Annotated in this window: 26 protein-coding genes; 22 read left to right on the forward strand and 4 right to left on the reverse strand. The window is 63.9% G+C overall.

The features are described 5' to 3' along the window. Position 1 precedes the first annotated feature (1 nt). The 15 genes from KI612_RS14475 (at position 2) to KI612_RS14545 (ending at position 13,878) form a co-directional block, all read left to right on the forward strand. Positions 2–748: an arginyltransferase gene (locus KI612_RS14475; RefSeq protein ID WP_226440774.1), complete on the forward strand. Its 747-nt coding sequence runs from the start codon at positions 2–4 to the stop codon at positions 746–748. After that, positions 745–1,422 carry a YbaY family lipoprotein gene (locus KI612_RS14480; RefSeq protein ID WP_226440775.1) on the forward strand — a complete coding sequence of 226 codons (678 nt, stop codon included), beginning with the start codon at positions 745–747 and terminating at the stop codon, positions 1,420–1,422. Before KI612_RS14475 ends, KI612_RS14480 begins: the two co-directional genes overlap by 4 nt. After that, positions 1,406–1,807: a hypothetical protein gene (locus KI612_RS14485; protein WP_226440776.1), complete on the forward strand. Its 402-nt coding sequence runs from the start codon at positions 1,406–1,408 to the stop codon at positions 1,805–1,807. The genes KI612_RS14480 and KI612_RS14485 overlap by 17 nt, the downstream gene beginning before the upstream one ends. After that, a complete protein-coding gene (locus KI612_RS14490; RefSeq protein WP_226440777.1) occupies positions 1,804–2,772 on the forward strand; it encodes a CapA family protein in 969 nt (322 codons plus the stop codon). The genes KI612_RS14485 and KI612_RS14490 overlap by 4 nt, the downstream gene beginning before the upstream one ends. A 198-nt stretch (positions 2,773–2,970) precedes the next feature. After that, the gene (locus tag KI612_RS14495) at positions 2,971–6,378 is read left to right on the forward strand and encodes a class I SAM-dependent DNA methyltransferase (protein WP_226440778.1); all 3,408 of its coding nucleotides are present in this window, start codon (positions 2,971–2,973) and stop codon (positions 6,376–6,378) included. Further along, positions 6,375–7,262: a nuclease-related domain-containing protein gene (locus KI612_RS14500; RefSeq protein ID WP_226440779.1), complete on the forward strand. Its 888-nt coding sequence runs from the start codon at positions 6,375–6,377 to the stop codon at positions 7,260–7,262. The genes KI612_RS14495 and KI612_RS14500 overlap by 4 nt, the downstream gene beginning before the upstream one ends. Before the next feature lie 24 nt (positions 7,263–7,286). Then, the gene (locus tag KI612_RS14505; protein WP_226440780.1) at positions 7,287–7,646 is read left to right on the forward strand and encodes a GIY-YIG nuclease family protein; all 360 of its coding nucleotides are present in this window, start codon (positions 7,287–7,289) and stop codon (positions 7,644–7,646) included. Then, positions 7,601–8,965: an IS1182 family transposase gene (locus KI612_RS14510; RefSeq protein WP_226440781.1), complete on the forward strand. Its 1,365-nt coding sequence runs from the start codon at positions 7,601–7,603 to the stop codon at positions 8,963–8,965. Before KI612_RS14505 ends, KI612_RS14510 begins: the two co-directional genes overlap by 46 nt. A 132-nt stretch (positions 8,966–9,097) precedes the next feature. Then, the gene (locus tag KI612_RS14515; protein WP_226440782.1) at positions 9,098–9,730 is read left to right on the forward strand and encodes a DUF4357 domain-containing protein; all 633 of its coding nucleotides are present in this window, start codon (positions 9,098–9,100) and stop codon (positions 9,728–9,730) included. A 45-nt stretch (positions 9,731–9,775) separates the two neighbouring features. Continuing rightward, on the forward strand, positions 9,776–9,988 hold the full coding sequence (locus tag KI612_RS14520; RefSeq protein ID WP_226440783.1) for a hypothetical protein: 213 nt from the start codon (positions 9,776–9,778) through the stop codon (positions 9,986–9,988). A gap of 62 nt (positions 9,989–10,050) precedes the next feature. Next, positions 10,051–10,332 (forward strand): type II toxin-antitoxin system RelE/ParE family toxin, encoded by a 282-nt coding sequence (locus KI612_RS14525; RefSeq protein WP_226440784.1) that lies wholly within the window; start codon positions 10,051–10,053, stop codon positions 10,330–10,332. Positions 10,333–10,341: 9 nt separating this feature from the next. Then, complete coding sequence (locus KI612_RS14530) at positions 10,342–10,647, forward strand: HigA family addiction module antitoxin (RefSeq protein ID WP_226440785.1); 306 nt, start codon at positions 10,342–10,344, stop codon at positions 10,645–10,647. Between the two features lie 9 nt (positions 10,648–10,656). Beyond that, positions 10,657–11,109, forward strand: coding sequence for a MaoC family dehydratase (locus KI612_RS14535; RefSeq protein WP_226440786.1), 453 nt, complete (start codon positions 10,657–10,659; stop codon positions 11,107–11,109). A gap of 131 nt (positions 11,110–11,240) precedes the next feature. Continuing rightward, positions 11,241–13,100: a potassium transporter Kup gene (locus tag KI612_RS14540; protein ID WP_226440787.1), complete on the forward strand. Its 1,860-nt coding sequence runs from the start codon at positions 11,241–11,243 to the stop codon at positions 13,098–13,100. A gap of 145 nt (positions 13,101–13,245) precedes the next feature. Beyond that, the gene (locus tag KI612_RS14545) at positions 13,246–13,878 is read left to right on the forward strand and encodes an AbiV family abortive infection protein (RefSeq protein WP_226440788.1); all 633 of its coding nucleotides are present in this window, start codon (positions 13,246–13,248) and stop codon (positions 13,876–13,878) included. A 96-nt stretch (positions 13,879–13,974) separates the two neighbouring features. Here the strand turns inward: KI612_RS14545 and KI612_RS14550 are convergent, their stop codons facing one another. From KI612_RS14550 to KI612_RS14565, 4 genes are all read right to left on the reverse strand, one after another. Then, on the reverse strand, positions 13,975–15,195 hold the full coding sequence (locus KI612_RS14550; protein ID WP_226440789.1) for an ABC transporter permease: 1,221 nt from the start codon (positions 15,193–15,195) through the stop codon (positions 13,975–13,977). Between the two features lie 79 nt (positions 15,196–15,274). Continuing rightward, positions 15,275–15,973, reverse strand: coding sequence for an ABC transporter ATP-binding protein (locus KI612_RS14555; RefSeq protein WP_226440790.1), 699 nt, complete (start codon positions 15,971–15,973; stop codon positions 15,275–15,277). Continuing rightward, positions 15,973–17,190, reverse strand: coding sequence for an efflux RND transporter periplasmic adaptor subunit (locus tag KI612_RS14560; RefSeq protein ID WP_226440791.1), 1,218 nt, complete (start codon positions 17,188–17,190; stop codon positions 15,973–15,975). Before KI612_RS14560 ends, KI612_RS14555 begins: the two co-directional genes overlap by 1 nt. After that, the gene (locus tag KI612_RS14565) at positions 17,187–18,587 is read right to left on the reverse strand and encodes a TolC family protein (RefSeq protein ID WP_226440792.1); all 1,401 of its coding nucleotides are present in this window, start codon (positions 18,585–18,587) and stop codon (positions 17,187–17,189) included. The genes KI612_RS14560 and KI612_RS14565 overlap by 4 nt, the downstream gene beginning before the upstream one ends. Before the next feature lie 96 nt (positions 18,588–18,683). Here KI612_RS14565 and KI612_RS14570 point away from each other — a divergent pair, with 96 nt between their 5' ends. From KI612_RS14570 to KI612_RS14600, 7 genes are all read left to right on the forward strand, one after another. After that, a complete protein-coding gene (locus KI612_RS14570; RefSeq protein WP_226440793.1) occupies positions 18,684–19,727 on the forward strand; it encodes a quinone-dependent dihydroorotate dehydrogenase in 1,044 nt (347 codons plus the stop codon). Between the two features lie 72 nt (positions 19,728–19,799). Beyond that, positions 19,800–20,384: an electron transport complex subunit RsxA gene (gene rsxA / locus KI612_RS14575; protein ID WP_226440794.1), complete on the forward strand. Its 585-nt coding sequence runs from the start codon at positions 19,800–19,802 to the stop codon at positions 20,382–20,384. Beyond that, positions 20,384–20,944: an electron transport complex subunit RsxB gene (gene rsxB / locus KI612_RS14580; RefSeq protein ID WP_264180391.1), complete on the forward strand. Its 561-nt coding sequence runs from the start codon at positions 20,384–20,386 to the stop codon at positions 20,942–20,944. Before rsxA ends, rsxB begins: the two co-directional genes overlap by 1 nt. Continuing rightward, a complete protein-coding gene (gene rsxC / locus KI612_RS14585; protein WP_226440795.1) occupies positions 20,944–22,740 on the forward strand; it encodes an electron transport complex subunit RsxC in 1,797 nt (598 codons plus the stop codon). The genes rsxB and rsxC overlap by 1 nt, the downstream gene beginning before the upstream one ends. 69 nt (positions 22,741–22,809) lie before the next feature. After that, positions 22,810–23,775, forward strand: a complete 966-nt coding sequence (locus tag KI612_RS14590) for an RnfABCDGE type electron transport complex subunit D (protein WP_404818103.1) — start codon at positions 22,810–22,812, stop codon at positions 23,773–23,775. Then, positions 23,772–24,434: an electron transport complex subunit RsxG gene (rsxG, locus tag KI612_RS14595; RefSeq protein WP_226440797.1), complete on the forward strand. Its 663-nt coding sequence runs from the start codon at positions 23,772–23,774 to the stop codon at positions 24,432–24,434. Before KI612_RS14590 ends, rsxG begins: the two co-directional genes overlap by 4 nt. After that, a complete protein-coding gene (locus KI612_RS14600) occupies positions 24,431–25,120 on the forward strand; it encodes an electron transport complex subunit E (protein ID WP_226440798.1) in 690 nt (229 codons plus the stop codon). Before rsxG ends, KI612_RS14600 begins: the two co-directional genes overlap by 4 nt. Positions 25,121–25,225 lie beyond the last annotated feature (105 nt).

Raw genomic sequence — 25,225 nt, forward strand, 5'->3', positions numbered from 1 at the left:
CATGGCCCAGCCCGACGACGCCGAACTGCCCTTCTCGCTGCTCCAGTTCTACGCCACCTCGCCCTACCCGTGCAGCTACCTCGAGGACCGCGAGGCGCGCTCGCAGGTCGCGACGCCGGCCCACCTGATCGACAGCGAGATCTACAGCACGCTGGTCCGCAACGGCTTCCGGCGCAGCGGCATCTTCACCTACCGGCCGCATTGCGACGGCTGCAAGGCCTGCATCCCGGTCCGCCTGCCGGTGGCCGAACTGCAGCCCAAGCGCAGCCAGCGCCGCGCCCTCAAGAAGCACGCCGGCCTGGTTGCACGCGAACTGCCGCTGGTTGCCGTCGCCGAACACTATGCGCTCTACCAGCGCTACCAGCAGACCCGCCACGCCGGCGGCGGCATGGACGACGACAGCCACGACCAGTACGCGCAATTCCTGCTGCAAAGCCGTGTCGACACGCGGCTGATCGAATTCACCGAAAACGGCGTGGTGCGCATGGTCAGCCTGATCGACGTGCTCGACGACGGCCTCTCATCGGTCTACACCTTTTTTGACCCGGATTTGCCGGGCGCCAGTTTCGGCACCTACAACATCCTGTGGCAGGCAGCGCAATGCATCACCCTCGGCCTGCCCTACCTCTACCTCGGTTACTGGATTGCCGAAAGCCGCAAAATGGCCTACAAATCCGGCTTCTCGCCCATCGAAGGCCTCATTGACGGCCAGTGGCGAACCTTCACCCCCGACCCGACGCCCCCATGACCCTGCGCCTTGCCCCCCTGCTTGCCCTGCTCTGCCTGCCCTTTGCCGCCCTCGCCCAGAGCGGCGAACGCACCGCCTATACCTGCGACAACGACAGCCGCATCGAAATCGCGTTTTCGACCGCCGCCGACGGTCGACCGCTCGCCGTGCTGCATTTTGCCGACGAGGCGATCACCCTGCCGCAAGTGCCGGCCGCCAGCGGCGCGCTCTACCGCAACGAGATCATCCTGCTGCACCTGCGCGACGACACGGCCGTCATCGAAGACAGCAAGGGCAACCGCCGCCGCTGCAGCCGCGGCGACCTCGCCCCGGCCCGGCCGGCCGCAAGCAGCGCCCCGGCTGCCGTGAGCAGCTTCATCGACGTCGCCGGCCAGGTCACTTACCGCCAGCGCAGCGCCCTGCCGCCCAACGCCGTGCTCATCATCCGCGTCCAGGACGGCAAGCGCACGCTCGCCGAACAGCGCATCGAACTCGCCGGCCAGCAGGTGCCGATCGGCTTCCAGACCAGCATCGACCGCGACCTGCTCGGCAAGAAATCGCGCGTCAGCGTGACTGCCCGCATCGAACAGGCCGGCCGCCTGCTTTTCGCCAATGCCCGCCCGCATCCGGCACCGCTCACCGAGCAGCCGCTCGACATCCAGCTGCAGCCCGTCACCCATGCCCGGCCGCGCTAAGTTCGCTGCACTTTTCGCCGGCCTGCTGCTCGCCCTGCCGGCCTCGGCGGCAAGCGTGCTCTGCCACATCACCTACGGCGGCACAACGCAGACCCTCAGCGCGCAACCAAGCGCCGCGCCCTACGCCGAGCCGGCGACGCAGATCGGCTCCTTCTTCCGCTTTCGCATCGTCGTCCGCGACGAACCGGTCGAACTCGCCAGCATCAAGCTCTACACCTACGCCGACCTCGACAGCGGCCCGACCCTGATCCACCAGGCCAGCCACGCCTACCCGCCGGTCAACCTGCCGACCTACGGCTTCAGCGGCCTGAACTACGTCTACGAACCGCTGCGCGACGGCGAGCTGCAATACTGGTGCGAGTTCCAGCCGGGAGCGGCAAAATGAGGCTTTTTCAACGGTTGACCGCTGCGGCCGCCCTGTTTTGCGCCGCCAGCCTGCATGCCGAACCGCTCACCCTGATCTTTGCCGGCGACGTCATGCTCGACGACGGCCCCGGCCGCCTGATCGCCGCCGGCGGCGACCCGCTCGCCCCCTTTGCCGACATCCTCAAGGCCGCCGACTACCGCATCGCCAATCTCGAATGCCCGGTCGGCGAAAGCGGCCAGCCGCTCGCCAACAAGATCTACAGCTTCCGCGCCAAACCGGAGGCGCTGCGCGTGCTGGCCGGGCGCTTCGACGCCGTGGCGCTCGCCAACAACCACTCCGGCGACTACGGCCGCGACGCCTTCCGCGAAACCCTGAACCACCTCGACCAGGCCGGCATCGCCCGCTTCGGCGGCGGCCTCAACCTGGCCGAAGCGCACCAGCCGCTGTGGATCAACAAGAATGACCTGAAAATCGCCGTCCTCGCCTACAACGAATTCAAGCCGCGCAGCTTCGAAGCCGGCCCCGACTGGCCCGGCGTCGCCTGGAGCGAAGACGATCAGGTGCTCACCGACATCCGCGCCGCGCAAGCGGCCGGCGCCGACCTCATCATCCCCTTCATGCACTGGGGCTGGGAGCGCGAAGGCAAGCCCGTCGAACGCCAACGCCAACTGGCGCGCAAGATGATAGACGCCGGCGCCGCACTCGTCGTCGGCGGCCACCCGCACGTCACGCAAGGCGCCGAAACCTACCAGGGCCGGCCGATCATCTACAGCCTGGGCAATTTCGTCTTCGACGGCTTCGACTACCCGGAAGCGCAGCGCGGCTGGCTGCTGCGCGTCAAACTCGACCGCTCCGGCGTCATCTTCTGGGAAACCCTGGCCGCGCAAATGGACGAAGACGGCACCCCGCACCCGCTCAGCGGCGCCTTCACGCCTTGCGGCCGCGGCCACGACGACACCATCCAGGAATGCCAGAATCCGTAAGAGCCGGTTCACGCGCTTCCGAAAATCACGAAATCGCTCTGCTTATCCCGACCTCACCTTGACAAGGGAGGAGCCTCCCCGGATCGCGCCATCCGGCTCCCTCCCCTGACAAGGGGAGGGCTGGGGAGGGGTTGCATGCGCAGCAACAGATCGAGGGCAGCCGCCAAGGCACAAATGCCGGGTTAGAATCCCGGCATCATGCAAATCGACCAATTCCTCAGCCGCTGGCGCCATGCCGGCGGCTCCGAACGCGCCAATTACCAGCTTTTCATCGCCGATCTGTGCGATCTGCTGGAAGTCGACAAACCCCAGCCAGCCAACGTAGACACCCGCGACAACCCTTACGTCTTCGAGCGCCGCGTCGTCTTTCACCACGGCGACGGCAGCACCAGCAACGGTTTCATCGACTGCTACAAGCGCGGCAGCTTCATCGGCGAAGCCAAAAAAATCCGCGCCGGCGCCGAAACCCGCATGTTCGACGACGCCATGCTGCGCGCCCGCGGCCAGGCCGAAAACTACGCCCGCCACCTGCCCGCCGACGAAGGCCGCCCGCCCTTCCTGGTCGTCCTCGATGTCGGCCACGTCATCGAGCTTTACGCCGAATTCACCTGCACCGGCGGCAGCTACACGCCCTTCCCCGATCCGCGCAGCCACCGCATCAAGCTCGACGACCTCGCCAAACCGGAAATCCGCGCCCGCCTCAAGGCCGTCTGGAGCGACCCGCACAGCCTCGACCCGGCCCGCCGCACCGCCCGCGCCACGCGCGACATCGCCATCCGCCTGGCGCGCGTCGCCCAGTCGCTGGAAGGCAAATACCCACCCGAGCGCGTCGCAGCCTTTCTTTCGCGCTGCCTGTTCTCGATGTTTGCCGAAGACGTCGGCCTGCTGCCCAAGATCGACAACGAAGGCGCCTTCACCGGCCTGCTCAAGACCTTGCACAACGCGCCGGAACAATTCGTGCCGCTCGTCGCCGAACTCTGGAAGGCGATGGACGAAGGCCAGTTCTCGGTCGCCGTACGCGCCCAGCTGCCGCGCTTCAACGGCAAACTGTTCAAGAATCCCGAAGTTTTACCGGTCGACCGTGCGCAAATCGAACTTTTGCTCGAAGCCAGCCGCGCCGACTGGGCCGAAGTCGAACCGGCCATTTTCGGCACCCTGCTCGAAAGCGCGCTGAACCCGCTGGAGCGCCACGACCTCGGCGCGCATTACACGCCGCGCGCCTACGTCGACCGCCTGATCCTGCCCGCCGTCATCGAGCCGCTGCGCGCCGACTGGCACGACACCCAGGCCGCCGCGCTGCTCCTCGCCAACGAAGGCAAGCTCAGTCAAGCCGCCGACCTCGTCCGCGCCTGGCACCACAAGCTGTGCAACATCCGCGTGCTCGACCCGGCTTGCGGCTCCGGCAACTTCCTCTACGTCACGCTCGAGCACATGAAGCGCCTCGAAGGCGAAGTGCTCGACACCCTGGCTCAGCTGGGCGACACGCAGCAACGCCTGGAAGTCGAGGGCCTGACCGTCGACCCGCACCAGTTCCTCGGCCTCGAAATCAACCCGCGCGCCGCCGCCATCGCCGAAATGGTGCTATGGATCGGCTACCTGCAATGGCATTTCCGCACCCAGGGCAGCGGCCTGCCGCCCAGCCCCATCCTGCGCGACTTCAAGAACATCGAATGCCGCGACGCCGTGCTCGCCAGCGATGCCGTCGAATTCGCCACGGACGCCTCCGGCAAGCTGCTCAGCCGCTGGGACGGCCGCACGACCAGGCCGCACCCGGTCACCGGCGAGCTGGTGCCGGACGAAAGCGCGCAAGTGCCGCTGGAGCGCTACAGCAACCCGCGCCCCGCCGCCTGGCCGCAGGCCGACTACATCGTCGGCAACCCGCCTTTCATCGGCGCTGCCAGCATGCGCCAGTCGCTCGGCGACGGCTACACCGAAGCCCTGCGCGCCGCCTGGCCGGAGGTGCCGGAATCGGCCGATTTCGTGATGTTCTGGTGGCACCACGCCGCCGGCCTGACCCGCCAGGGAAATGTCAGGCGCTTCGGCTTCATCACCACCAACAGCCTGAAACAGACCTTCAACCGCCGTGTACTGGAGCAGCACCTCAACGGCGAACCGCCGCTCAGCCTCGCCTGGGCCATTCCCGACCATCCCTGGGTCGATGCCGCCAGCGGTGCCGCCGTGCGCATCGCGATGACGGTCGGCAGCGCCGAAGACAAACCGGGCGTGCTGGAAACGGTCGTTGCCGAAGGCGGTGCCGAAGCCGATGCGGTCCACATCGAATTAAAGGCCAAAACCGGGCGCATTCATGCGGACTTGAGCATCGGCGCCGATGTCGTTGGTGCCAAGGCGCTGCGCGGCAACGGTGGCATCAGCTCGCCCGGCCTCAAGCTGCACGGAGCTGGTTTCATCGTCACCCCGGAAGATGCGACCAGGCTGCAACCCTGCGACCGCATTCGCGCCTATCGCAATGGCAAGGACCTAACCGACAAACCGCGCGGCGTTTCGGTCATCGACCTTTACGGCTTGACGGCCGAAGAAGTGCGCAGCCGCTACCCGGCGACTTATCAATGGGTACTGGAACGGGTCAAACCGGAACGCGATCAGAACAACCGGGCCATCTACCGCGACAACTGGTGGATATTCGGTGAACCCCGCAAAGACCTGCGCGCCATGCTGGCCGGTCTGCCCCGCTACATCGCCACCGTCGAAACTGCCAAGCACCGTCTCTTCCAGTTCCTTGACGCCAGCATCGCCCCCGACAACAAGCTGATCTGCATCACACTGGCCGACGCGTACGCTCTCGGCGTGCTGTCCTCGCAAATTCATGGCGCTTGGGCGCTGGCCGCCGGTAGCCGCCTCGGTGTCGGCAACGACCCGGTCTACGTCAAAACCACCTGCTTCGAGAAATTCCCCTTCCCCGCCGCCAGCCCCGAGCAGCAAGCCCGCATCGCCGCCCTCGCCGAACAGCTCGATACCCACCGCAAGCGCCAGCAGGCGGCGCATCCCGAGCTGACGCTGACGGGGATGTACAACGTGCTGGGCAAATTGCGCGCCGGCGAAGCGTTGACCGCCAAGGACAAGGCCATCCACGAAATGGGCCTGGTGGCGGTGCTGCGCCAGTTGCACGACGAACTCGACGCCGCCGTGCTTGCCGCCTACGGCTGGTCCGATCTCGCGCCGGACGACAGCGCCGCGCTGCTCGAACGCCTGGTCGCGCTCAACGCCGAACGCGCCCGCGAAGAAGCCGGCGGCCAGATCCGCTGGCTGCGCCCCGACTTCCAGAATCCGGGTGCCGCCGCATCCCCGGCCGGCCAGCCGGTCGACACGCCGCAACAGGGCAAAATGGTTTTGCCCGAAAATCCGGCGTCGACCGCTACGCCCGCCGCCGGCAGCAAACGCCCCTGGCCGCCCGGCCTGCCCGAGCAGGTCGCCGCCATCGCCCAGCTTCTCGCCGAAAGCCCGCTGCCGCTCAGCGAGCCGGAAATCGCCAGCCGCTTCAGCGGCAAAGGTGCCTGGAAAAAACGCCTGCCGCAACTGCTCGAAACCCTGGTCGCCCTCGGCCGCGCCCGGCAAAACGACGACGGCCAGTTTGGAGCGAGCAAATGATTTGGGGCCTGGTTCTGGAAATCATCGGTCTCGTGCCATTGCTGATCCTGGTCGCCCTCGTACTCTGGAAAAAACGGCAACTGGATCGTGAAGAACGGCGTGACCCGATTCTGACCGAACTGCGCGTCCTGCCCGCCCACAGCCTGCGCGAACGCCAGGACAAGATTGTCGAGACGCGCATCGACAATCTGATCTACGTGCTTACGGTTGGCTTGCTGACTGCGTTGTTCATTTCATCGCGCCGCATTGATATGGCAACGCTAGCCTGGGATTGGCTGGACATTCTCTTCATCGTCCTCGCCATTGGTAGCGCGCTTTACTTTGGCCGCCGGGTCACCCGCGACATGCCGCTGCAACTCAAGTACAGGCAGGGCATCCGCGCCGAACAAGCCGTGGCACAGGAACTCGCCGCTTCGCTGGCCGGCGACAACCGCATCATCCACGACATCCAGGCCGGCGAATTCAATATCGACCATGTCGTGATCACGCCGGTTGGCGTGTTTGCCGTGGAAACCAAGTCGCGCCTCAAACCGCCGGCCGGCAACGGTTCGCCGCGGGTGAAGTACGACGGCAAGCGACTGGAGTTCCCCGGCTGGAGCGAAACCAAACCGATCGAGCAGGCAGCGCGGCAGGCCAAGTGGCTGGCCGACTATTTGCAGAAATCGACTGGCGAAACCTTCCCGGTTTTTGCCGTGCTCGCCCTGCCCGGCTGGTTCATCGACTACAGCGTGCGCGTGACCGAGCAGATGGTGCGCGTGATCAACCCGAAAAACAGTGGCTGGTTGCTCCTGCCCGGCAAACAGCCGATCCGGCTCGACCCGCCTGCCATCCAGCGCGCCGCCTTCCAGATCGAAAAGCTGGCCCAGGTGCCGGCGCCCGAATAAAGCTTCGTTACCGAAAGTTCTCCCATGCGCCCTTTCTCGATCAGGATTTTCGTTCCCTCCGGCGACCCGGAAGGCGTCCGCATCGTCAGCCGTGACGACTGGCCGGGCAAGGCCGTGGTCTTTCCGCGCGCGCTGCTCGGCGAGGTCAAGGGCCGGCGCGAATACCAGCAGCCGGGCGTTTATCTGCTGGCCGGCGGCAAGCGCCTCTATATCGGCGAGGGCGATCCGCTCGGCGAGCGCCTGGACAGCCATGCGCGCAACAAGACCTTCTGGAAGAAGGCCAGACCGCTGACAAAGCCTCCAAGCGATTGGGGGCTTTATTTTTTTATAATGCAGGCATGCTCAAGCCTGCCTACCCTGCCCAAACGGAACTGGAGATGGTGACGTTGGAGCAATTGGTCCCGAAAGACCACTTGCTCCGGCTGCTCGACCAGCACATCCGGTTTGATTTTATTCGTGAAGCGACCCAGCACCTGTATTGCGAGAACAATGGCCGACCGGCGATTGATCCGGTGGTGTTGTTCAAGATGTTGTTCATTGGCTACTTGTTTGGGATTCGCTCCGAGCGACGGCTGGTGAAGGAAATCGAGGTCAATGTGGCTTACCGCTGGTTTCTCGGCTTTCGGCTGACGGACAAGCTGATTGGCGGGCGGGTGCTTTACACGGACAGCACGCATCTGAAGGCGAATGCCAACAAACGGCATTTTGAGGCGCATCAGGTTGAGCAAACACCGGCGGCCTATTTGGCCGAGCTGGATGCAGCCATCGAAACGGATCGTGCCGCCGCGGGCAAGAAGCCGCTCAAGCGTGATGACGATGATTCGACACCGCCAATGAAGGAGGTCAAGGTCAGCACGGTCGATCCCGACGCAGGTTTCATGGCCCGCGACAACAAGCCGACCGGCTTCTTCTATCTGGATCACCGGACTGTCGATGGCGTGCATGCCCTGATCGTCGATACCCATGTCACGCCGGGCAATGTCCATGACAGCCAGCCCTACCTTGCCCGCCTGGATCGGGTCATGGAGCGCTTTGATCTGGCCGTGGGCGCCGTCGGGCTCGATGCCGGGTATTTCACCCCGCAAGTCTGCAAGGGCATTCTTGACCGAGAGTTGTTCGGGGTGATGGGCTACAAGCGACCCACACACCGCGATGGCTATTTCTACAAGCGGGACTATCTCTACGATGCGGTCCAGGACTGCTACCGCTGCCCGGCCGGGGAGGTTCTGCCGTACCGGACGACCAACCGGCTGGGCTATCGGGAATATGCCTCGAATCCCGCCCGTTGCGCTGATTGTGGCGTGCGCGGGCAGTGCACGCAGAGCCGGAACCATCAGAAGCTCGTGACCCGGCATCTCTGGGAAGGTTTCAAGGAAGCGATCAACGCCAATCGCCTGAGCGACCTTGGCAAACGGCTGTACGCCCGGCGCAAGGAAACAGTGGAGCGCAGCTTTGCCGATGCCAAGGAGTTGCATGGCCACCGTTACGCCCGCTTCCGTGGCTTGGCCAAGGTGCAAGCGCAGTGCCTGCTCTCGGCGGCCTGTCAGAACATGAAGAAGATGGCCCTGTTGCTGGCCCGCAAGGCGGCAGCCTTATTGGCCAAAATCCTCGGGCAAGCCCTGTTTGCGGCCGACTTCGCCCGCTATTACCTACCGATGGCGCTCCACCACGAAAATTCCAGAATCCGCCTTGTTTCGGCTTGAATCCGAAAAACGCCCGAATTCCCAAACAGAAAAACAAAACCCCCGAAAAATCGGGGGTTCGTCAGCAGTCTGACCTTCTGGAAGAAGGCGGTATTTTTCACCGCCGAATCCGGTCGCCTCAACAAGGCGCATGTGCAGCATCTCGAATCGCGCCTGGTCGGCCTTGCCCGTGCCGCCGGGCTGGCCGAACTGGACAACGGCAACCAGCCGCAGCCGCCGGCGTTGAGCGAGGAGGAATACGCCGCGGCGGAAAACTTCCTGCGTGAAATCCTGCTCATGCTGCCCTTGCTTGGTTTCTGGCATTTCGACGACGACCGGGTTGAAGAAACCGAGGACGAATTGCGCGAGGAAGCAGAGCAGCAGGTACAGACACGGCGCAGCGGCAAGCGCGCCGATGTCTATTCCGCCCTGCCGCGCGGCATGCGTTTTTCCTTCCGCAGCTCGACCGGCATGCACGCGACACTGACGCTGGTCGATGGCGGTGTGCAGGTCGCCAAGGGCAGCCAGGCCTGCGCCGAGGCCAAGCCGCATTTCGACATCCACGGCGCCAGCTATGCCGCGCAGCGGCGCGAGCTGATCGAGTCCGGCATCCTCGTGCCGGACGGCGCCAATTACGCCTTCACCGCCGACCAGTTTTTCGCCTCGGCGTCGGCCGCCGCGTCGGTGATCGCCGGCCAGAACCACAACGCCGACCACTGGCTGGCCGACGACGGCGCCAACCTCGGCGACCTGTTGCGGCAAAGCCGGGCCAAAGCCGGCGCCTGAGCGCTACGGCCAGCGGTCGACCGCGTCAAAACGACGATTTTCAGCATGCCCAGACATTTGCGCAGCGGCTTGCCGGAATGGGATGGCCGGCAATTTGCCCACGACGATCCACGCGTCCCGCTGCCAATCCGGCAGCAGGTGGCGCGCCGGGCTGAACCGGGTTGGGCGCTGTATTTCGCCGATACCGCGCAAGGCGGGGAATGGTGGCTGCTCGATGACGAAGGCGAGCTGATCGAGAGTTTCTGGCTGACGGAATAAGGCACGAAAAACACCACGCGTTTAACGCTTGACGTTAAATTCAACTCGGACTAAATTCAGCCATGACGATACGTTCATTTCGCTGCACCGAAACTGAAGCCTTGTATGCGGGTGAAAGCTCTCGCCGTTTTCGCAATATCGAAAGCGTCGCCCAGCGCAAGTTGCAAATGCAGGATGCTGCCGCCGAGTTGCGCGATCTGCGCGCGCCGCCCGGCAATCGCCTGGAAGCACTGAGCGACGACCGGGCCGGACAGCACAGCATCCGCATCAACGAGCAGTGGCGGATATGCTTCAAATGGACTGAGAATGGCCCGACCCGGGTTGAAATCGTCGACTATCACTGAGGAGTGAAGATGGCGACCAACAATATGCGTGCGATCCACCCCGGCGAAATTCTCCGCGAAGAATTTCTGCTGCCGCTCGACATGAGCGCCAACGCGCTTGCCATGGCCTTGCACGTTCCGGCCCCGCGCATCAACGACATCGTCCGCGAAAAGCGGGCGATCAGCCCCGATACCGCCTTGCGGCTCGCCCGTTATTTCGACACGACAGCGCTGTTCTGGCTCAACCTGCAAAGTACTTTCGACCTTAAGCAGGCCGAGAACGAAAATGCCGAACGGATCGCCGAAGAAGTTCGCCCCTTGCAACGCGCTGCCTAGGAGCCCGCCATGGATACCCGCTACCTCGACGACCTTACCCCCGGCCAGCAGTTCACGACGCCGGGCGTGACGCTGACTGAAGCCGAAATCATCGACTTTGCCTGGCGTTATGACCCGCAATCCTTTCATCTCGATGCCAATGCGGCGGCCAATTCGCCTTATGGCGGGCTGATTGCCAGCGGCTTCCAGAGCCTGGCCGTGTGCTTCCGGCTGTTCATCCAGAGCGGCGTCCTCGCCGAATCCAGTCTCGGCTCGCCGGGCATCGACGAATTGCGCTGGCTGGCGCCGGTGCGGCCGGGCGATACGCTGCACTGCACGATCGAGGTGCTGGAGGTTCGACCGTCCAGCTCAAAACCGGATAGAGGCATCGCCCGCCTGCGTTACCGGGCGGTCAACCAGCGCCAGGAAGCGGTTTTGAGCTTCATCGTGAACCACCTGTTGCGGCGGCGCACCATAGACTGAGACTGACGGCTGCAGACTGCGCCCAAGCCCCCGGCGAAGTGCTAGATTGTTGGCTTCGACCCGCCGCACAAGCATCGCGGTGCCGGACGAAACCAAAATATTCAAGCGCCATAGGCGCCTCAGGGGAAATCATGCATCAACGTCAAGCGCTGCCGGCACTTACCGTCGCCGCTATCGGGGTCGTTTTCGGCGACATCGGTACCAGCCCGCTCTATGCCCTAAAAGAAATTTTCAACGGCCATCACCCGATTCCGGTCACTCCGGAAAATATTCTCGGGGTTCTGTCGATGGTTTTCTGGTCGATCATCGTGCTGGTCACCATCAAGTACGTGGCGATCATCATGCGTGCCGACAACCGCGGCGAAGGCGGCTCGCTGGCGCTACTCGCGCTGGTCACCGAACGCGCCAAGAATCCGAAGCTGGCCTGGATCGTCACGCTGCTCGGCATCTTTGCGGCCGCCTTGTTCTACGGCGACAGCATGATCACGCCGGCCATTTCGGTGCTTTCCGCGGTGGAAGGGTTGGAAATCATCACGCCGACACTGAAGCCGTATGTGATCCCGATCACGCTCGCCATCCTGACCGGCCTGTTCGTCATCCAGAAGCGCGGTACCGGCACCGTCGGCATGTTCTTCGGCCCGGTCATGGTTGCCTGGTTCGGCATCCTCGGCGCGCTGGGCGTCATGCAGATCATTCAGAACCCGCATGTGCTGGAAGCCCTCAACCCGATCTTTGCGATCTATTTCATCGTCACCCATACCGGCCTCGCCTTCCTCGCGCTGGGTTCGGTCGTGCTCGCGGTCACCGGCGGCGAAGCGCTTTATACCGACATGGGCCACTTCGGCCGCTTCCCGATCCGCCTTGCCTGGTTCGGTTTCGTGATGCCGGCGCTGGTCCTCAACTATTTCGGCCAGGGCGCGCTGCTGCTGGTCGAACCGGAGGCGATCGCCAGCCCGTTCTATCACCTGGCGCCGGACTGGGCCATCGTGCCGATGGTCTTCCTCGCCACCATGGCCACCGTGATCGCTTCGCAGGCGGTCATCTCGGGCGCCTTCTCGGTGGCTCGCCAGTCGATCCAGATGGGTCTGCTGCCGCGCATGCAGATCATCCACACTTCAGGCATGGAAGAAGGCCAGATCTATGTGCCCTTCACCAACTGGTCGCTCTACCTCGCGGTCGTCGCGCTGGTCATCGGCTTCAAGAATTCCTCCAACCTGGCTGCCGCCTACGGCATTGCCGTTACCGGCACGATGCTGATCGACACCATCCTGGTCGCCTTCGTGATGCTGCTGATGTGGAAATGGAACAAGGTGGTGATCGTTCTCGTCGCCGGCTCGCTGCTTGCCGTCGATATCGCCTTCTTCGCCGCCAACGCGATCAAGATCCCCGAGGGCGGCTGGTTCCCGCTCGCCATGGGCCTCGTCTCCTTCACCGTGCTGACCACCTGGCGGCGCGGCCGCAAGCTGGTGTCGGAAGAAATGGCCAAGCAGAGCATCCCGATGGATGACTTCCTGCACTCCATCGACGACGTACATCGCATCCAGGGCACGGCCATTTTCATGACCAGCGCCAAGGACGGCGTACCGCCCGCCCTGCTGCACAATCTCAAGCACAACCAGGTCCTGCATGAGCGGGTCGTGCTGGTCACCGTGCAAACCATGGCCACGCCGCACGTCAACGACATGGACCGCATCTACCTGCACGACATGCACAAGGGCTTCAAGCGTCTGATCATCCGTTACGGCTTCATGGAAAGCCCGGACGTGCCGGGCGCGCTGGAGCAGTGCAAGCGCTTCGGCGAGCGTTTCGACCTGATGGAAACGACCTTCTACCTGTCGCGCGAAACCATCGTCCCCTCACTGGCCCGCAAATTCAGCCCGCTACGCGGCCGCCTGTTTGCCGTGATGTCGAAAAACGCCACCAGCGCCAGCGACTTCTTCCACATTCCGAGCAACCGGGTGGTGGAGTTGGGGACGCAGCTGGTGATTTGATCGAGGAATTCACTGCCAATAAAAAAGCCGGGGCATTTCCCGGCTTTTTTATTATGAACCACGGGGAAAATTATTTAGCATTCGCAAACTTGAGTAGAGGACATAGGTAACATGAACCGTTTCCTCTTACTCTCACCCAAAATTTATGAGCAACGATCGCCTAAGCGAGTGGGTATCGACCGTCGACGACAACCTATCAGCAAAGCTTAAGGAAGCTTCGTTGCTCTCTTATGCAAACGCCTGCTCACTTCTAGATGACGCAGCTACGCTGTACTCGGCAAATCGCTTTCCGAGGGCGGCCGCCTTAGCAATTCTGGCGGAAGAGGAATTCTCAAAGTCCTTTGTGTTGTGCGTTTCAGTTCAAGAAAAACGCTGGGATTCGGCATTACTCAGAGGACTGCGTGACCACGCCCCAAAGCAGGCAATCGCAAAAGCCATGCGCACCTACGCCGAATGGGTAAAAATTAATGAGCAGCGAGTCGCGGCCATGAACCAATACAGCCTCATACCTGCCCTCTCATCTCGTATACCGACGGATGAGGAAATGAGTGAAATGTTCGAGGAAATCAAGACAACACACATCAAACGTCGCTCCAAAGACAGGCAGAAACAAAATTTTTTGTATGTCGCAATTGCTCGAGACGGAAGTACTAGCAATAACCCATCTTCCACCACAAAGGATGAATCGAAGAGTCACTTGGATAGCACCCAAGAGTTCAAACTGATTTCCGAGCACATGCTATCGCATACGATCTCTGGCTTTAAACCCCGCCCATAGCAAGCCTCTGATCAAAGGGCAACACCAAGCCTCTGCCCGTTACACCCCACTGCTTAGCAATACGCTTCGGTCAAATACAAGCCTGCGCCCCCATCCTCACTGATAGCGCAGCGCCTCGATCGGATCGAGTTGCGCCGCCTTCTTGGCCGGGTACCAGCCGAAGAAGATGCCGACCGTGGCCGCCACGGCAAAGGCGACCAGCGCGGCGCTGCCCGAGATGACGATGACCATGCCGGTGAAGGCGTTGATGCCGAGCGCGATGCCCAAACCGAGCAACAGGCCGAGCAGGCAGCCGGCGAAGGAGATCATCACCGCTTCGAGCAGGAACTGGGTCAGGATGTCTTTCTGACGGGCGCCGATCGCCATGCGGATGCCGATTTCGCGGGTCCGTTCGGTGACCGAGACGAGCATGATGTTCATGATGCCGATGCCGCCGACCAGCAGCGAGATCGAGGCGATCGCGCCGAGCAGGATGGACATCGTGCGCGTCGTCGCCGCTTCGGACTCGGCGGCGGCCGACAGGTTGCGCATGAAGAAATCGTCCGGCATGCCTTCGCGCAGGCGGTGGCGCTGGCGCAGCAGCGCGGTGATACCGGCTTCGACCTTGGGCATGGATTCGGCGCTGTCGGCCTGGACCATGATCATCCGTACCGAACCCAGGAAGGGCGTGCCGAACACCTTGCGCTGGGCGGTGGTGAGCGGAATGATCACAGTGTCGTCCTGGTCGCGGCCGTCAAGGTTCTGGCCCTTGCTGCCGAGCACGCCGATCACCACAAACGGGTTCTGCTGGATGCGCATCGTCTTGCCGACCGGGTCGTCGGCGCCGAACAGGTTCTCGGCCACGGTCTTGCCGATGATCGCGACGCGCGTCGCCGAGCGCACGTCGGAATCGCCGAAGGAAGCGCCATTGACGATGTTCCAGGCACGCGCTTCAAGGTATTCCGGGGTCGAGCCGATGACCTGCGTGCTCCAGTTCTGCGAGCCGTAGACCAGTTGCCGCGTCCCTTGGTGGGTCGGCGAAACGTTGGCGACACCGTCGAGTTCGGCCATCGCCTCGGCGTCGGCGACGTTCAGCGACGGCGCGCCGGCCGAGCCGCTGCGCACGCCGGAAGCGGTGAAGGAACCGGACAGCACGATGTAGAGATTCGAGCCCATGGTGCTGATCGTCTGCTGCACCGCGTACTGCGCACCCTGCCCGATGGCGATCATGATCACCACGGCGCCGACGCCGATCACCATGCCGAGCATGGTGAGCGCCGTGCGCAGGCGGTTGGCACCCATCGCCAGCCAGGCTTCGCTGAGCATCGCTTTCAGCATGAGCGCTCCGCTGCGAATTGGTTTTTGCCGTTTTTGCGCGGTCGACCGTCAAAAAAGGCCAATTTTCGCGACACGTTGATCATGCCGCCGCTCCGGTCAGGTGGTCGTTGATGATCTGGCCGTCGAGGAAGCGCACCTGGCGCTTGGCGTGTTCGGCGATGTCCGGTTCGTGCGTGACGAGCACAATGGTGATGCCTTCGCCGTTGAGTTCGCCGAACAGGCGCATGATTTCCTCGCTGGTATGGCTGTCGAGATTGCCGGTCGGCTCGTCGGCGAGAATCAGGCGCGGCTTGTTGACCAGGGCGCGGGCAATCGCGACGCGCTGCTGCTGGCCGCCGGAAATCTGGTTGGGGCGCGACTCGGCGTATTTTTCCAGGCCGACCCGGGCCAGCATCTCGCGCGCCGCACGCCGCCGCGTTTCCTTGTCGACGCCGGCATAGACCAGCGGCAGCGCGACGTTGTCCTGCAGGCTCATGCGCGGCAGCAGGTTGAAGCCCTGGAAGACGAAACCCAGCGTGCGGTTGCGCAGTTGCGCCAGGGCGTCCTTTTCCAGGTGCGCAACGTTCTCGCCGGCAAGGAAATAGTCGCCCATGCTCGGCTGGTCGAGGCAGCCGAGCAGGTTCATGAAGGTGGACTTGCCGGAGCCGGACGGCCCCATGATGGCGATGTACTCGCCCGGCCGCACCTCGAGATCGACGCCCTTGAGCGCCGGAAACAGGCCGGCCGCCGTGACGTAGGACTTGCCCAGGCCGACCACCCGGATGACCGCATCGCTCATCAGAACATCCGCATGCCGACGCTGGACGGCGGCTTGCCGCTGCTGCCGTTCTCGCCGAGCACGATGCGGTCGCCTTCCTTGAGTTCGCCGCCGACGACTTCGGTATTGCGGTTGTCGGTAATGCCGAGCTGGACGCTGACCGGTTTGATTTCATCGCCTTCCAGCACGTAGACCGTACCGCTCTGGCCGTCGCGCTTCTTGCCTTTCTTCTCGCCCGGCGCGCCCGCCGGCGGCGAGCCCGGCGCAGCGGTCGACGCCGTTTTCTGGCCATTTTCCGGTTTCTTGTCGGCCGCATCGGCCGGCTTGAAACGCAGCGCGGCATTCGGCACGAGCAGCACCTTCTCGCGCTTCTGCACGGCGATATTGACGTAGGCAGTCATGCCCGGCAGCAGCACCAGTTCCGGGTTCGCGACATTGACGCGGACGTTGTAGGTAACGACGTTCTGCTGGTTGGTCGGGTTGAGGCGGATCTGCTGCACTTCGCCAGTGAAATTGCGGCTCGGGAAGGCGTCGACCGTAAAGCGCGCCTTCTGCCCTTCGCGCAGGTTGCCGATGTCGGCTTCGGCAAAACTGGTGTCGATGCGCATGTCGGAAAGATCCTGCGCGATCTTGATCAGCACCGGCGTCTGGAAGCTGGCGGCGACCGTCTGGCCGAGATCGACGACACGATCGACGACAACGCCGGTGACCGGCGAGCGTATCGTCGTGTTGCCGTGATTGACCCGGTCCTTCTCCAGTTGCGCCCGCGCCAGCGCCTGTTGCGCGGTCGCCGACTTGAGCGACTGCAAGGACTGCTGGTATTCCTGCTTCGAGACGTACTCCTGTGCGAACAGCGTCTTCATGCGCGCCTCGTTGGCCTGCGCCAGTTCGAGCGCCGCACCGGCATTGGCGAGATTGGCCTCGCTCTGCCTGACCTGGGCGCTGAGCAGCGCATCGTCAAGTTCGAGCAGCGGCTGGCCCTTCTCGACCTTGTCGTTGAAATCGACGTAGAGCTTCTTGACCGTACCCGAAACCTGCGTACCAACGCTGACCAGCACGACCGGGTTGAGCGTGCCGTTGGCCGACACCGTCTGCGTCACGTCGCCCTTTTCGACCGTGCCGAGCTTGTAGCGCTGCTCCGGGTTCTGCGCCGCGCGCTGGTTGGCGTACCAGATGCCGCCGCCGATCAGGCCGGCCAGCACGGTGGTCGCGAGGATGATCTTGCCGATACGTTTCATGGTCTTCCTTCAACTGCCGCCGAACCTTGCAGCAGCGTGTAATCCAGGGCGCCCATGGCTTGTGCCAGGGAAGCGCGATAAACATTCCAGTCCAGCGTCGCCTGGATGCGTTGCAGACGGGCGCTGGCCAGCGCGCTCTGCGCCGTCAGCAGGTCGAGCACGGTGCCGACGCCGGCCTTGTAGCGGCCAAGCGCGACGCGTTCCGACTGCTCGGCACTGGCGACCAGATCGCTCGTGGTGAGCAGGCTCTGCGTCGCCGTGGTCAGGCTCTGGTAGGCCTTCCAGACATCGAGCGCGATCTGCGCATTGAGGCGGTCACGCTGTGCCGCCCGGGCGTCGGCCTGGGCCGCCGCCGAACGCACGCTGTAGGTGGTCTGGAAACCGGTGAATAAAGGCACGTTGACCGTCAGGCCGATGTTGCCGCCCTGCGTCACGACGCCGCCGACGTCCTGCCAGGTCGGGCCGGTCGCCAGGCTCACGGTCGGCCGGCCGAGCGCACGCGCGTAGCCGACATTGGCCTCGGCGGCGCGGAACTGCGCCTCGGCCGCCTTGAGATCGGGACGGCGGGCGCGCGCCTCGGCGATCAGCGCGTCGACATCCTTCTGGAAGGCCGTTTCCGGCGCCAGGGCAGGCAGCGCGGCGAGAACGATTTTCTGTTGCGCATCGAAACCGAGCGCATTGGCCAGCGCGCCCTGCGCATTGCGCGCGTCGCCCTCGGCCCGGATGCGGTTGAGGGTGGCCTGCGCCAGGGCCGTCTTCGCCTGCAGGCGGTCGGCCGGGGTGCCGGCACCCACCTGGTAACGCGAGTCGGCCGCCTTGAAGGCTTCGCTGGCGGCACGCTCGGCCTCGCCGGCGGAAAACACCGCCGCCTGCGTCGCCTGCGCCGTGTAGTAGGTCTGCAACGCGGCGAGGAAGAGGCTTTGCACCGTCGCGTCCTGCGTTGCCAGCGCGGCGTTGAGCAACTGGCGGGCGTAATCGACATTGGCCGAACGCTGGCCGAAATCGAAAAGCAGCCAGGACAGGGTCAGGGCAGCGGAATTCTGGTTGTAGTCGCGCGCCTCGGTAAAAATCCGGCTGGCGCTCGCCTTGCCCGTGACACCCGGCAGCCAGGCTGACTGCGCGACGCCGAGCTGCGCCGCCTGGGCGCGGCTGTTGGCCCATATTTCGCGCGTCTGCGGATTGTTGCAAAGCGCCAGATCGACCGCGTCGATGGCAGCCAGCGCCGTCGCCGGCAGATCAGTCGCGCAAGGCGCGCCGCCGACCCGGCCGGCCAGCATCGGCGAAGGCTTGAGCGGCAACAAGGCATCGGTTGCAAACGGATCATCCAGCCCTGCCGCCGATGCCGGCGTGGCAAGAGAAAGCAGGAAGGCAGGCAGCAGAAGGGGAATGAATCGCATGCCGGCCAGTTTACCTCCCCTTGCGCCATAAAATCTGTTTCCGTTTGTTTCCGTACGCTGCCGCCAAGCCACCGCCTTGCGGTAAAATCGCGGGCTATGCTCTATCCCATCCTGCGCAAATTCTTTTTCTCCCTCGACGCCGAAACCGCTCACGGTATCGGCATGAGCGGCATCTCCTTCCTCGGCGCCACCGGCCTGTCCGGGCTGCTTGCCAAACCGGTCGCCGCCGATCCGGTCGAAGTCATGGGCCTCAAGTTTCCCAACCGGGTCGGCCTCGCCGCCGGACTGGACAAGAACGGCGACTACATCGACGGCCTGGCAGCACTGGGCTTCGGTTCCATCGAAATCGGCACGATCACGCCACGGCCGCAGGACGGCAACCCGAAACCGCGCATGTTCCGCGTCCCGGAGGCGCAGGGCATCATCAACCGCATGGGCTTCAACAATGCCGGCGTCGACAAGCTGCTCGCCAATGTACGCGCCGCCGAATTCCCGAAAAAGGGCGGCATCCTCGGCATCAACATCGGCAAGAACGCCACGACGCCGATCGACCAGGCCGCCAACGACTACCTGATCTGCCTGGAAAAGGTTTACAACGACGCCAGCTACATCACCGTCAATATCTCCTCGCCGAACACCAAGAACCTGCGCGAACTGCAGAAGGATGACGCCCTAGACGACCTGCTGGCGCAACTCAAGGCGAAGCAGGAGCAACTGGTGCAGAACTACGGCAAATATGTGCCGATGGCGCTGAAAATCGCGCCCGATCTCGATGATGTCCAGATCACCGCGATTGCCGATGCGCTGCGCCGGCACCGCATGGACGGCGTGATCGCCACCAACACCACGTTGTCGCGCGAAGGCGTCGAAAACCTGCCGAACGGCAACGAAACCGGCGGCCTTTCCGGCGCGCCGGTCTTCAAGAAGTCGACCGAAGTACTCAGAAAGCTCTCAGTCGCGCTGGCCGGCGAACTGCCGATCATCGGCGTCGGCGGCATCCTGAGCGGCCAGGACGCCGTCGCCAAGATCGAGGCCGGTGCCAGCCTGGTCCAGGTGTACAGCGGTTTTATCTATCGCGGACCGGAGCTGGTCAGCGAAACGGCGGCTGCCCTGGCCAGACTTCAGAAGAAATCCTTATAAGACCCTGCCCGGCACGCGGTTGTCCGCGCGCCGGCAAAGCCCGATAATGCGTGCTTCACGCCCAGAAAAATCATGAGCCACTACCTATTCATCCTCGTCGGCGCGGTGCTGGTCAACAACGTCGTCCTGGTGAAAATCCTCGGCCTCTGCCCCTTCATGGGCGTTTCCAAGAAACTGGAAACCGCTTACGGCATGGGCGCCGCGACCACTTTCGTGCTGACCGTGGCGACCGGTGCCAGCTACATCATCGATCACTTCCTGCTCATGCCTTTCGGGCTGGAATATCTGCGCACGCTGTCCTTCATCGTCACCATCGCCGCCATCGTCCAGCTGACCGAAATGGTCATCGCCAAGACCTCGCCGGCCCTGCAGCAGACGCTGGGCATCTACCTGCCGCTGATCACCACCAACTGCGCCGTGCTCGGCGTGCCGCTGATCAACATCTCGAACGGCTACAACTTCGTCGATTCGCTGCTCTTCGGTGCCGGCAGCGCCGTCGGCTTCTCGCTGGTGCTGATTCTCTTCGCCGGCATCCGCGAACGCATTGAAGGCGCCGATGTGCCCATCCACTTCCGTGGCGTTGCCATCGCCATGGTCACCGCCGGCCTGATGGCGCTCGCTTTCATGGGCTTCGCCGGCCTGGACAAGTACCAATAATGGACATCCTGCTCGCCATCGCCATCATGGCCCTCGGCGCCGTCGTGCTCGGCGCCCTGCTCGGCTTTGCCTCGATCAAGTTCAAGGTCGAGGGCGACCCGCTGATCGAGAAGATCGAAGCCATCCTGCCGCAGACCCAGTGCGGCCAGTGCGGCTACCCGGGCTGCAAGCCCTACGCCGAAGCCATCGCCAATGGCGATGAAATCAACAAGTGCCCGCCGGGCGGCACGGAAGGCGTGCAGCGCCTGGCCGACCTGCTCGGCCGCGAGGTCAAGCCGCTCGACGCCGAGGAAAAGCCGAAGTCGGTCGCCATCATCGACGAGAACACCTGCATCGGCTGCACGCTGTGCATCCAGGCCTGCCCGGTCGACGCCATTGTCGGTGCCGCCAAGCAGATGCATACCATCATCGCGCCACTGTGTACCGGCTGCGAACTCTGCCTGCCGCCCTGCCCGGTCGAATGCATCCGGATCGAGCCGATCGGCGAAAACATCGACAACTGGAAGTGGAAATATCCGGTCGTTGAAATCAAGGCTGCGGCCACCCAAAAGGCCGCCTGATGCTGATGAACCTGTTCAAATTCAAGGGTGGCGTCAAGCCGCCGACCAACAAGACGCAATCCGTGACCCTGCCGATTGCCCAGGCGCCCTTGCCTTCGCGCCTCGTCGTGCCGCTCCACCAGAGCATTGGTGGCGTGCCGCAACCGGTCGTCCAGGCTGGCGACAAGGTCCTGAAAGGCCAGCTGATCGGTGAGGCCGACGGCTGGATCTCGGCCGCCGTGCACGCCCCGACCTCGGGCACCGTACTCGAAGTCGCGATGCATGTGCAGCCGCACCCGTCCGGCCTCGACGCCATGTGCGTCGTCATCGAGCCGGATGGCAAGGATGAATGGATTGCGCACCAACCCTTCGACTACGCCAACGCCGCCCCCGAGGCAGTGCGCGAATACCTGCAGCAGTCGGGCGTGGTCGGCCTGGGCGGTGCGGTGTTCCCGACCCACGGCAAGCTGACACCGTCGAAAACCGTGCCGATGGAAGAGCTGGTCATCAACGGCGCCGAGTGCGAGCCTTTCATCACCTGCGACGACCTGCTGATGCGCGAACGCGCCGAGGAAGTCGTGCGCGGCATCGGCATTTTCCGCGACCTGCTGCAACCGAAGAAGGTGCTGATCGGCATCGAGGACAACAAGCCGGAAGCCGCCGCCGCGATGCGCGCAGCGGTCGACGCGCTGGGCGAGGCATTTTTGGTCGTGCCGGTGCCGACGCTGTATCCGGCGGGCGGCGCCAAGCAGCTGATCCGCGTCCTGACCGGCAAGGAAGTCCCGGCCAGCAAGCGCTCGACCGATCTCGGCGTGCAGTGTTTCAACGTCGCCACCGCCTACACCGCCTGGCGCGCCATTGCGTACGGCGAGCCGGTCGTCTCGCGCCTGGTCACGCTGTCCGGCAACGTGCATGCGCCGCGCAATTACGAAGTGCTGATCGGCACACCGATGGGCGAACTGCTGCAACTCGCGCAGCCGCACCCGGACACCGACGGCATCGTCATGGGCGGCCCGATGATGGGTTTCCTGGTACCCGACGCCAAGGTCCCGGTGGTCAAGGCGACCAACTGCCTAATCGCGCATTCCGACCGGATTTTCCCGCCCAAGGCGCCGGAAATGCCGTGCATCCGCTGCGGCGCCTGTGCCCAGGCCTGCCCGCACGAACTGCAACCCTTCGAGATGTATTGGTTCTCGCGCGCCAAGAACTTCGGCAAGACGCAGGAATATCACATCTTCGACTGCATCGAATGTGGTTGCTGCTCCTTCGTCTGCCCGTCGCGCATTCCGCTCGTCCAGTATTTCCGTTTCGCGAAGAGCGAGATCTGGGCGCGCGAACGCGAGAAGAAGGCGGCCGACACCGCCAAGGAGCGTTTCGAATTCAAGCAGCTACGCGAAGAACGCGAAAAAGCGGAAAAGGCCGAGAAGCTGGCCAAGGCCGCCGCTGCCCAGGCCGCCAAGAAAGCCGCGGAAGCGGCCGCTGCTGCCGCAGCCGAAAGCACGCCCCCGGCCGCTGCGACGGCACCGGCCGGCGAAACCGCGCCGTCGGCTGACGCCACCCCGACCGTCGCGGTCGACGCCGCCCAGGAGGCCAAAAAGGCCGCCATCGCCGCTGCCATGGCCCGTGCCAAGGCGCAGCGCGAAGCCGCCCAGCCCAGGAACACCGAAGCCGTAAGCACCGAACAGCAGCAGGCGATGGACGAAATCGAGTCGCGCCGGCTAGCAGCAACGGCAGGGTCGGGGATCGAGGATCGAGGATCGAGCGACCCCGAGCCCGCCTCCGAGCCCCAGCCCCGCCCACTCGATCCTAACAACTAATTCCTGGATCCTAAAAAAGTGTTCCCTCCCGCCCCCTATCTGCTCAAGGACGTCAGCGTCAGCCAGGTCATGACCCAGGTCTGCATCGCGCTGGTCCCGGGCATTGCCGCCTATGCCTGGCTGGTTGGCCCGGCCATCCTGGTCCAGATCGTCATTGCCTCGCTTGCCGCCTTGCTCGCCGAAGCACTGATGCTGCGCATCCAGGGCAAGCCGCTGGCGATGTTCCTGTCGGACGGTTCGGCCGTCGTCACCGCCTGGCTGATCGCCCTCGCCTTCCCGCCGCTCGCGCCGTGGTGGCTGGTCGTTACCGGCACGGTGTTCGCCATCGTCGTCGCCAAGCAACTCTATGGCGGCCTCGGACAGAATCCGTTCAACCCGGCGATGATCGCCTTCGCCGTCTGCATCGTCGCCTTCCCGGCCCTGATGTCGCAGTGGCCGAGCGTCGGCCTGCAACTCTCGCTGGTCGACCAGATGAACGTCATCCTCGGCTTCATGCCGCGCGTCGACGCCCTGTCCGGTGCGACGCCGCTCGATGCCATGAAAACAGCCCTCAAGCTTGGCGAAGGTTCGGTTGACGTCGCCCACCTGCTGGCCAACCAGGACATCTACAGCAACTTCGCCGGGCGCGGCTGGGAATGGGTCGCCGTCGGCTACCTGGCGGGCGGCCTCTGGCTGTTCCAGCGCAAGCTGATCACCTGGCATGTGCCGACCGCCTTCATCGGCGCCCTGGTCGCGATTTCCGGTGCACTCTGGCTGTACAACCCGGCCCAGTTCGCCAGCCCGCTCTTCCACCTGTTCTCGGGTGCCGCCATGCTCGGCGCCTTCTTCATCGCCACCGACCCGGTATCGGGCTGCACGACGCCGCGCGGCAAACTGATCTTCGGCGCCGGCTGCGGCCTGCTCGCCTATATCATCCGCGTCTTCGGCGGCTATCCGGACGGCGTTGCCTTTGCCGTGCTGCTGATGAACCTGAGTGCGCCGGTCATCGATCTGCTCACCCAGCCGCCCATCTTCGGCATGAAGGACAAGGCATGAGCACCGTCAAGCAATTCTCCGCCACCGGCATGGCCGTGCGTACGGCCGCCATCCTGTTCATTTTCGTGATCGTTTTCACCGGCCTGCTTTCCGGCGCCTACCTGTGGACCAAGCCGGCGATCGAGGCGTCGGCGGCCGAAGAAAAGATGAAACTGGCCGACGAAGTCCTGCCGCGCAGCGAGTACGACAATGCGCTGCTCGCCGATGCGCTGACCCTGCCGCCGACGCCGGAACTCGGCCTGGCCGATCCGACGACGCTGTACCGCGCCCGTCTCGGCAAACAACCGGTTGCCCTGGTCTTTGAAGCCGTCGCGCCGGACGGCTATGCCGGCAAGGTGCGGCTGATCATCGCGGTGCGTGCCGATGGCCGCGTCGCTGGCGTGCGCGTCACGCAGCACAAGGAAACACCGGGTCTGGGCGATTACGTCGAGATCAAGAAGGACAAGAACAAGGCCCGGCCGTGGATCACCCAGTTCAACGGCATGGCGCTGGCGACAGCGGTCGACCGTGACTGGAAGGTCAAAAAGGACGGCGGCAGCATCGATTACTACGCCGGCGCCACGGTCACCCCGCGCGCCGTCGCCAAAGCCGTACTCAAGGCCGTCAAATGGGCCGAAGCCAACCGCGACCAACTGTTCGCCGAGGGAGCCGCCAAATGATCACGCGTGAAGAATTCAAGACCATCGCCGGCAACGGCATCTGGAAACAGAACACCTCGATCGCCCAGATCCTTGGCCTCTGCCCGCTGCTGGCAGTCACGACCAATGCGGTCAATGGCATCATGCTGTCGCTGGCCACCATCCTGGTCATGGCGATTTCCAATCTGGCGGTCGCTTCGCTGCGCAATTTCATTCCGCACGAAATCCGCATCCCGGTCTTCATCCTGATCGTCGCCGCACTGGTCACCGTCGTCGACCTGCTGTTCAACGCCAACCTGCATGAGCTTTACCTGGTGCTCGGCATCTTCATCCCGCTGATCGTCACCAACTGCATCGTGCTTGCCCGTGTCGAAGCTTTCGCCGCCAAGAATCCGCCGCTGCAATCGACCTTCGACGGCATCTTCATGGGCGTCGGCATGCTGTGGACACTGGCCCTGCTCGGTGCCATGCGCGAATTCATCGGCAACGGCACCATCCTCGGCGGTATCGACATGGTGTTTTCCGGCCTGCAGCCGATCCAGGTGCTGCCGGAAAACTACCCCGGCTTCCTGCTCGCCCTGCTGCCTCCCGGCGCCTTCATCCTGCTCGGCTGCATGATTGCCTGGAAAAACTGGATGAATGCCCGTGCCGCCGCCCGTGCCCAGGCCAAGCCGCCCGCCCCGGTCGCTACTGCTGGCTGCTGCTAGAACGACGCGCCAGGAATCAGGGCGGGCCAGCGCAAGCCGCTGCTTCCGGCGTCGCCTTGGTCTCCCTCCCCTGAAAAGGGGAGGGCTGGGGAGGGGTTCAGGACC

It is taken from the genome of Quatrionicoccus australiensis, assembly GCF_020510525.1.
Classification (GTDB): domain Bacteria; phylum Pseudomonadota; class Gammaproteobacteria; order Burkholderiales; family Rhodocyclaceae; genus Azonexus; species Azonexus australiensis_B.

What these genes read in the sequence shown, in the direction of transcription:
- KI612_RS14480 (WP_226440775.1), top strand. Translation starts at nt 745, where the DNA reads ATGACCCTGCGCCTTGCCCCCCTGCTTGCCCTGCTCTGCCTGCCCTTT.
- rsxA (WP_226440794.1), top strand. Translation starts at nt 19,800, where the DNA reads ATGAGCCACTACCTATTCATCCTCGTCGGCGCGGTGCTGGTCAACAAC.
- KI612_RS14520 (WP_226440783.1), top strand. Translation starts at nt 9,776, where the DNA reads ATGCCCAGACATTTGCGCAGCGGCTTGCCGGAATGGGATGGCCGGCAA.
- KI612_RS14600 (WP_226440798.1), top strand. Translation starts at nt 24,431, where the DNA reads ATGATCACGCGTGAAGAATTCAAGACCATCGCCGGCAACGGCATCTGG.
- KI612_RS14530 (WP_226440785.1), top strand. Translation starts at nt 10,342, where the DNA reads ATGGCGACCAACAATATGCGTGCGATCCACCCCGGCGAAATTCTCCGC.
- KI612_RS14570 (WP_226440793.1), top strand. Translation starts at nt 18,684, where the DNA reads ATGCTCTATCCCATCCTGCGCAAATTCTTTTTCTCCCTCGACGCCGAA.
- KI612_RS14545 (WP_226440788.1), top strand. Translation starts at nt 13,246, where the DNA reads ATGAGCAACGATCGCCTAAGCGAGTGGGTATCGACCGTCGACGACAAC.
- KI612_RS14525 (WP_226440784.1), top strand. Translation starts at nt 10,051, where the DNA reads ATGACGATACGTTCATTTCGCTGCACCGAAACTGAAGCCTTGTATGCG.
- KI612_RS14475 (WP_226440774.1), top strand. Translation starts at nt 2, where the DNA reads ATGGCCCAGCCCGACGACGCCGAACTGCCCTTCTCGCTGCTCCAGTTC.
- KI612_RS14495 (WP_226440778.1), top strand. Translation starts at nt 2,971, where the DNA reads ATGCAAATCGACCAATTCCTCAGCCGCTGGCGCCATGCCGGCGGCTCC.
- KI612_RS14505 (WP_226440780.1), top strand. Translation starts at nt 7,287, where the DNA reads ATGCGCCCTTTCTCGATCAGGATTTTCGTTCCCTCCGGCGACCCGGAA.
- KI612_RS14490 (WP_226440777.1), top strand. Translation starts at nt 1,804, where the DNA reads ATGAGGCTTTTTCAACGGTTGACCGCTGCGGCCGCCCTGTTTTGCGCC.
- KI612_RS14500 (WP_226440779.1), top strand. Translation starts at nt 6,375, where the DNA reads ATGATTTGGGGCCTGGTTCTGGAAATCATCGGTCTCGTGCCATTGCTG.
- KI612_RS14550 (WP_226440789.1), bottom strand. Translation starts at nt 15,195, where the DNA reads ATGCTGAAAGCGATGCTCAGCGAAGCCTGGCTGGCGATGGGTGCCAAC.
- KI612_RS14535 (WP_226440786.1), top strand. Translation starts at nt 10,657, where the DNA reads ATGGATACCCGCTACCTCGACGACCTTACCCCCGGCCAGCAGTTCACG.
- KI612_RS14560 (WP_226440791.1), bottom strand. Translation starts at nt 17,190, where the DNA reads ATGAAACGTATCGGCAAGATCATCCTCGCGACCACCGTGCTGGCCGGC.
- rsxB (WP_264180391.1), top strand. Translation starts at nt 20,384, where the DNA reads ATGGACATCCTGCTCGCCATCGCCATCATGGCCCTCGGCGCCGTCGTG.
- rsxC (WP_226440795.1), top strand. Translation starts at nt 20,944, where the DNA reads ATGCTGATGAACCTGTTCAAATTCAAGGGTGGCGTCAAGCCGCCGACC.
- rsxG (WP_226440797.1), top strand. Translation starts at nt 23,772, where the DNA reads ATGAGCACCGTCAAGCAATTCTCCGCCACCGGCATGGCCGTGCGTACG.
- KI612_RS14555 (WP_226440790.1), bottom strand. Translation starts at nt 15,973, where the DNA reads ATGAGCGATGCGGTCATCCGGGTGGTCGGCCTGGGCAAGTCCTACGTC.
- KI612_RS14510 (WP_226440781.1), top strand. Translation starts at nt 7,601, where the DNA reads ATGCTCAAGCCTGCCTACCCTGCCCAAACGGAACTGGAGATGGTGACG.
- KI612_RS14485 (WP_226440776.1), top strand. Translation starts at nt 1,406, where the DNA reads ATGCCCGGCCGCGCTAAGTTCGCTGCACTTTTCGCCGGCCTGCTGCTC.
- KI612_RS14540 (WP_226440787.1), top strand. Translation starts at nt 11,241, where the DNA reads ATGCATCAACGTCAAGCGCTGCCGGCACTTACCGTCGCCGCTATCGGG.
- KI612_RS14565 (WP_226440792.1), bottom strand. Translation starts at nt 18,587, where the DNA reads ATGCGATTCATTCCCCTTCTGCTGCCTGCCTTCCTGCTTTCTCTTGCC.
- KI612_RS14590 (WP_404818103.1), top strand. Translation starts at nt 22,810, where the DNA reads ATGACCCAGGTCTGCATCGCGCTGGTCCCGGGCATTGCCGCCTATGCC.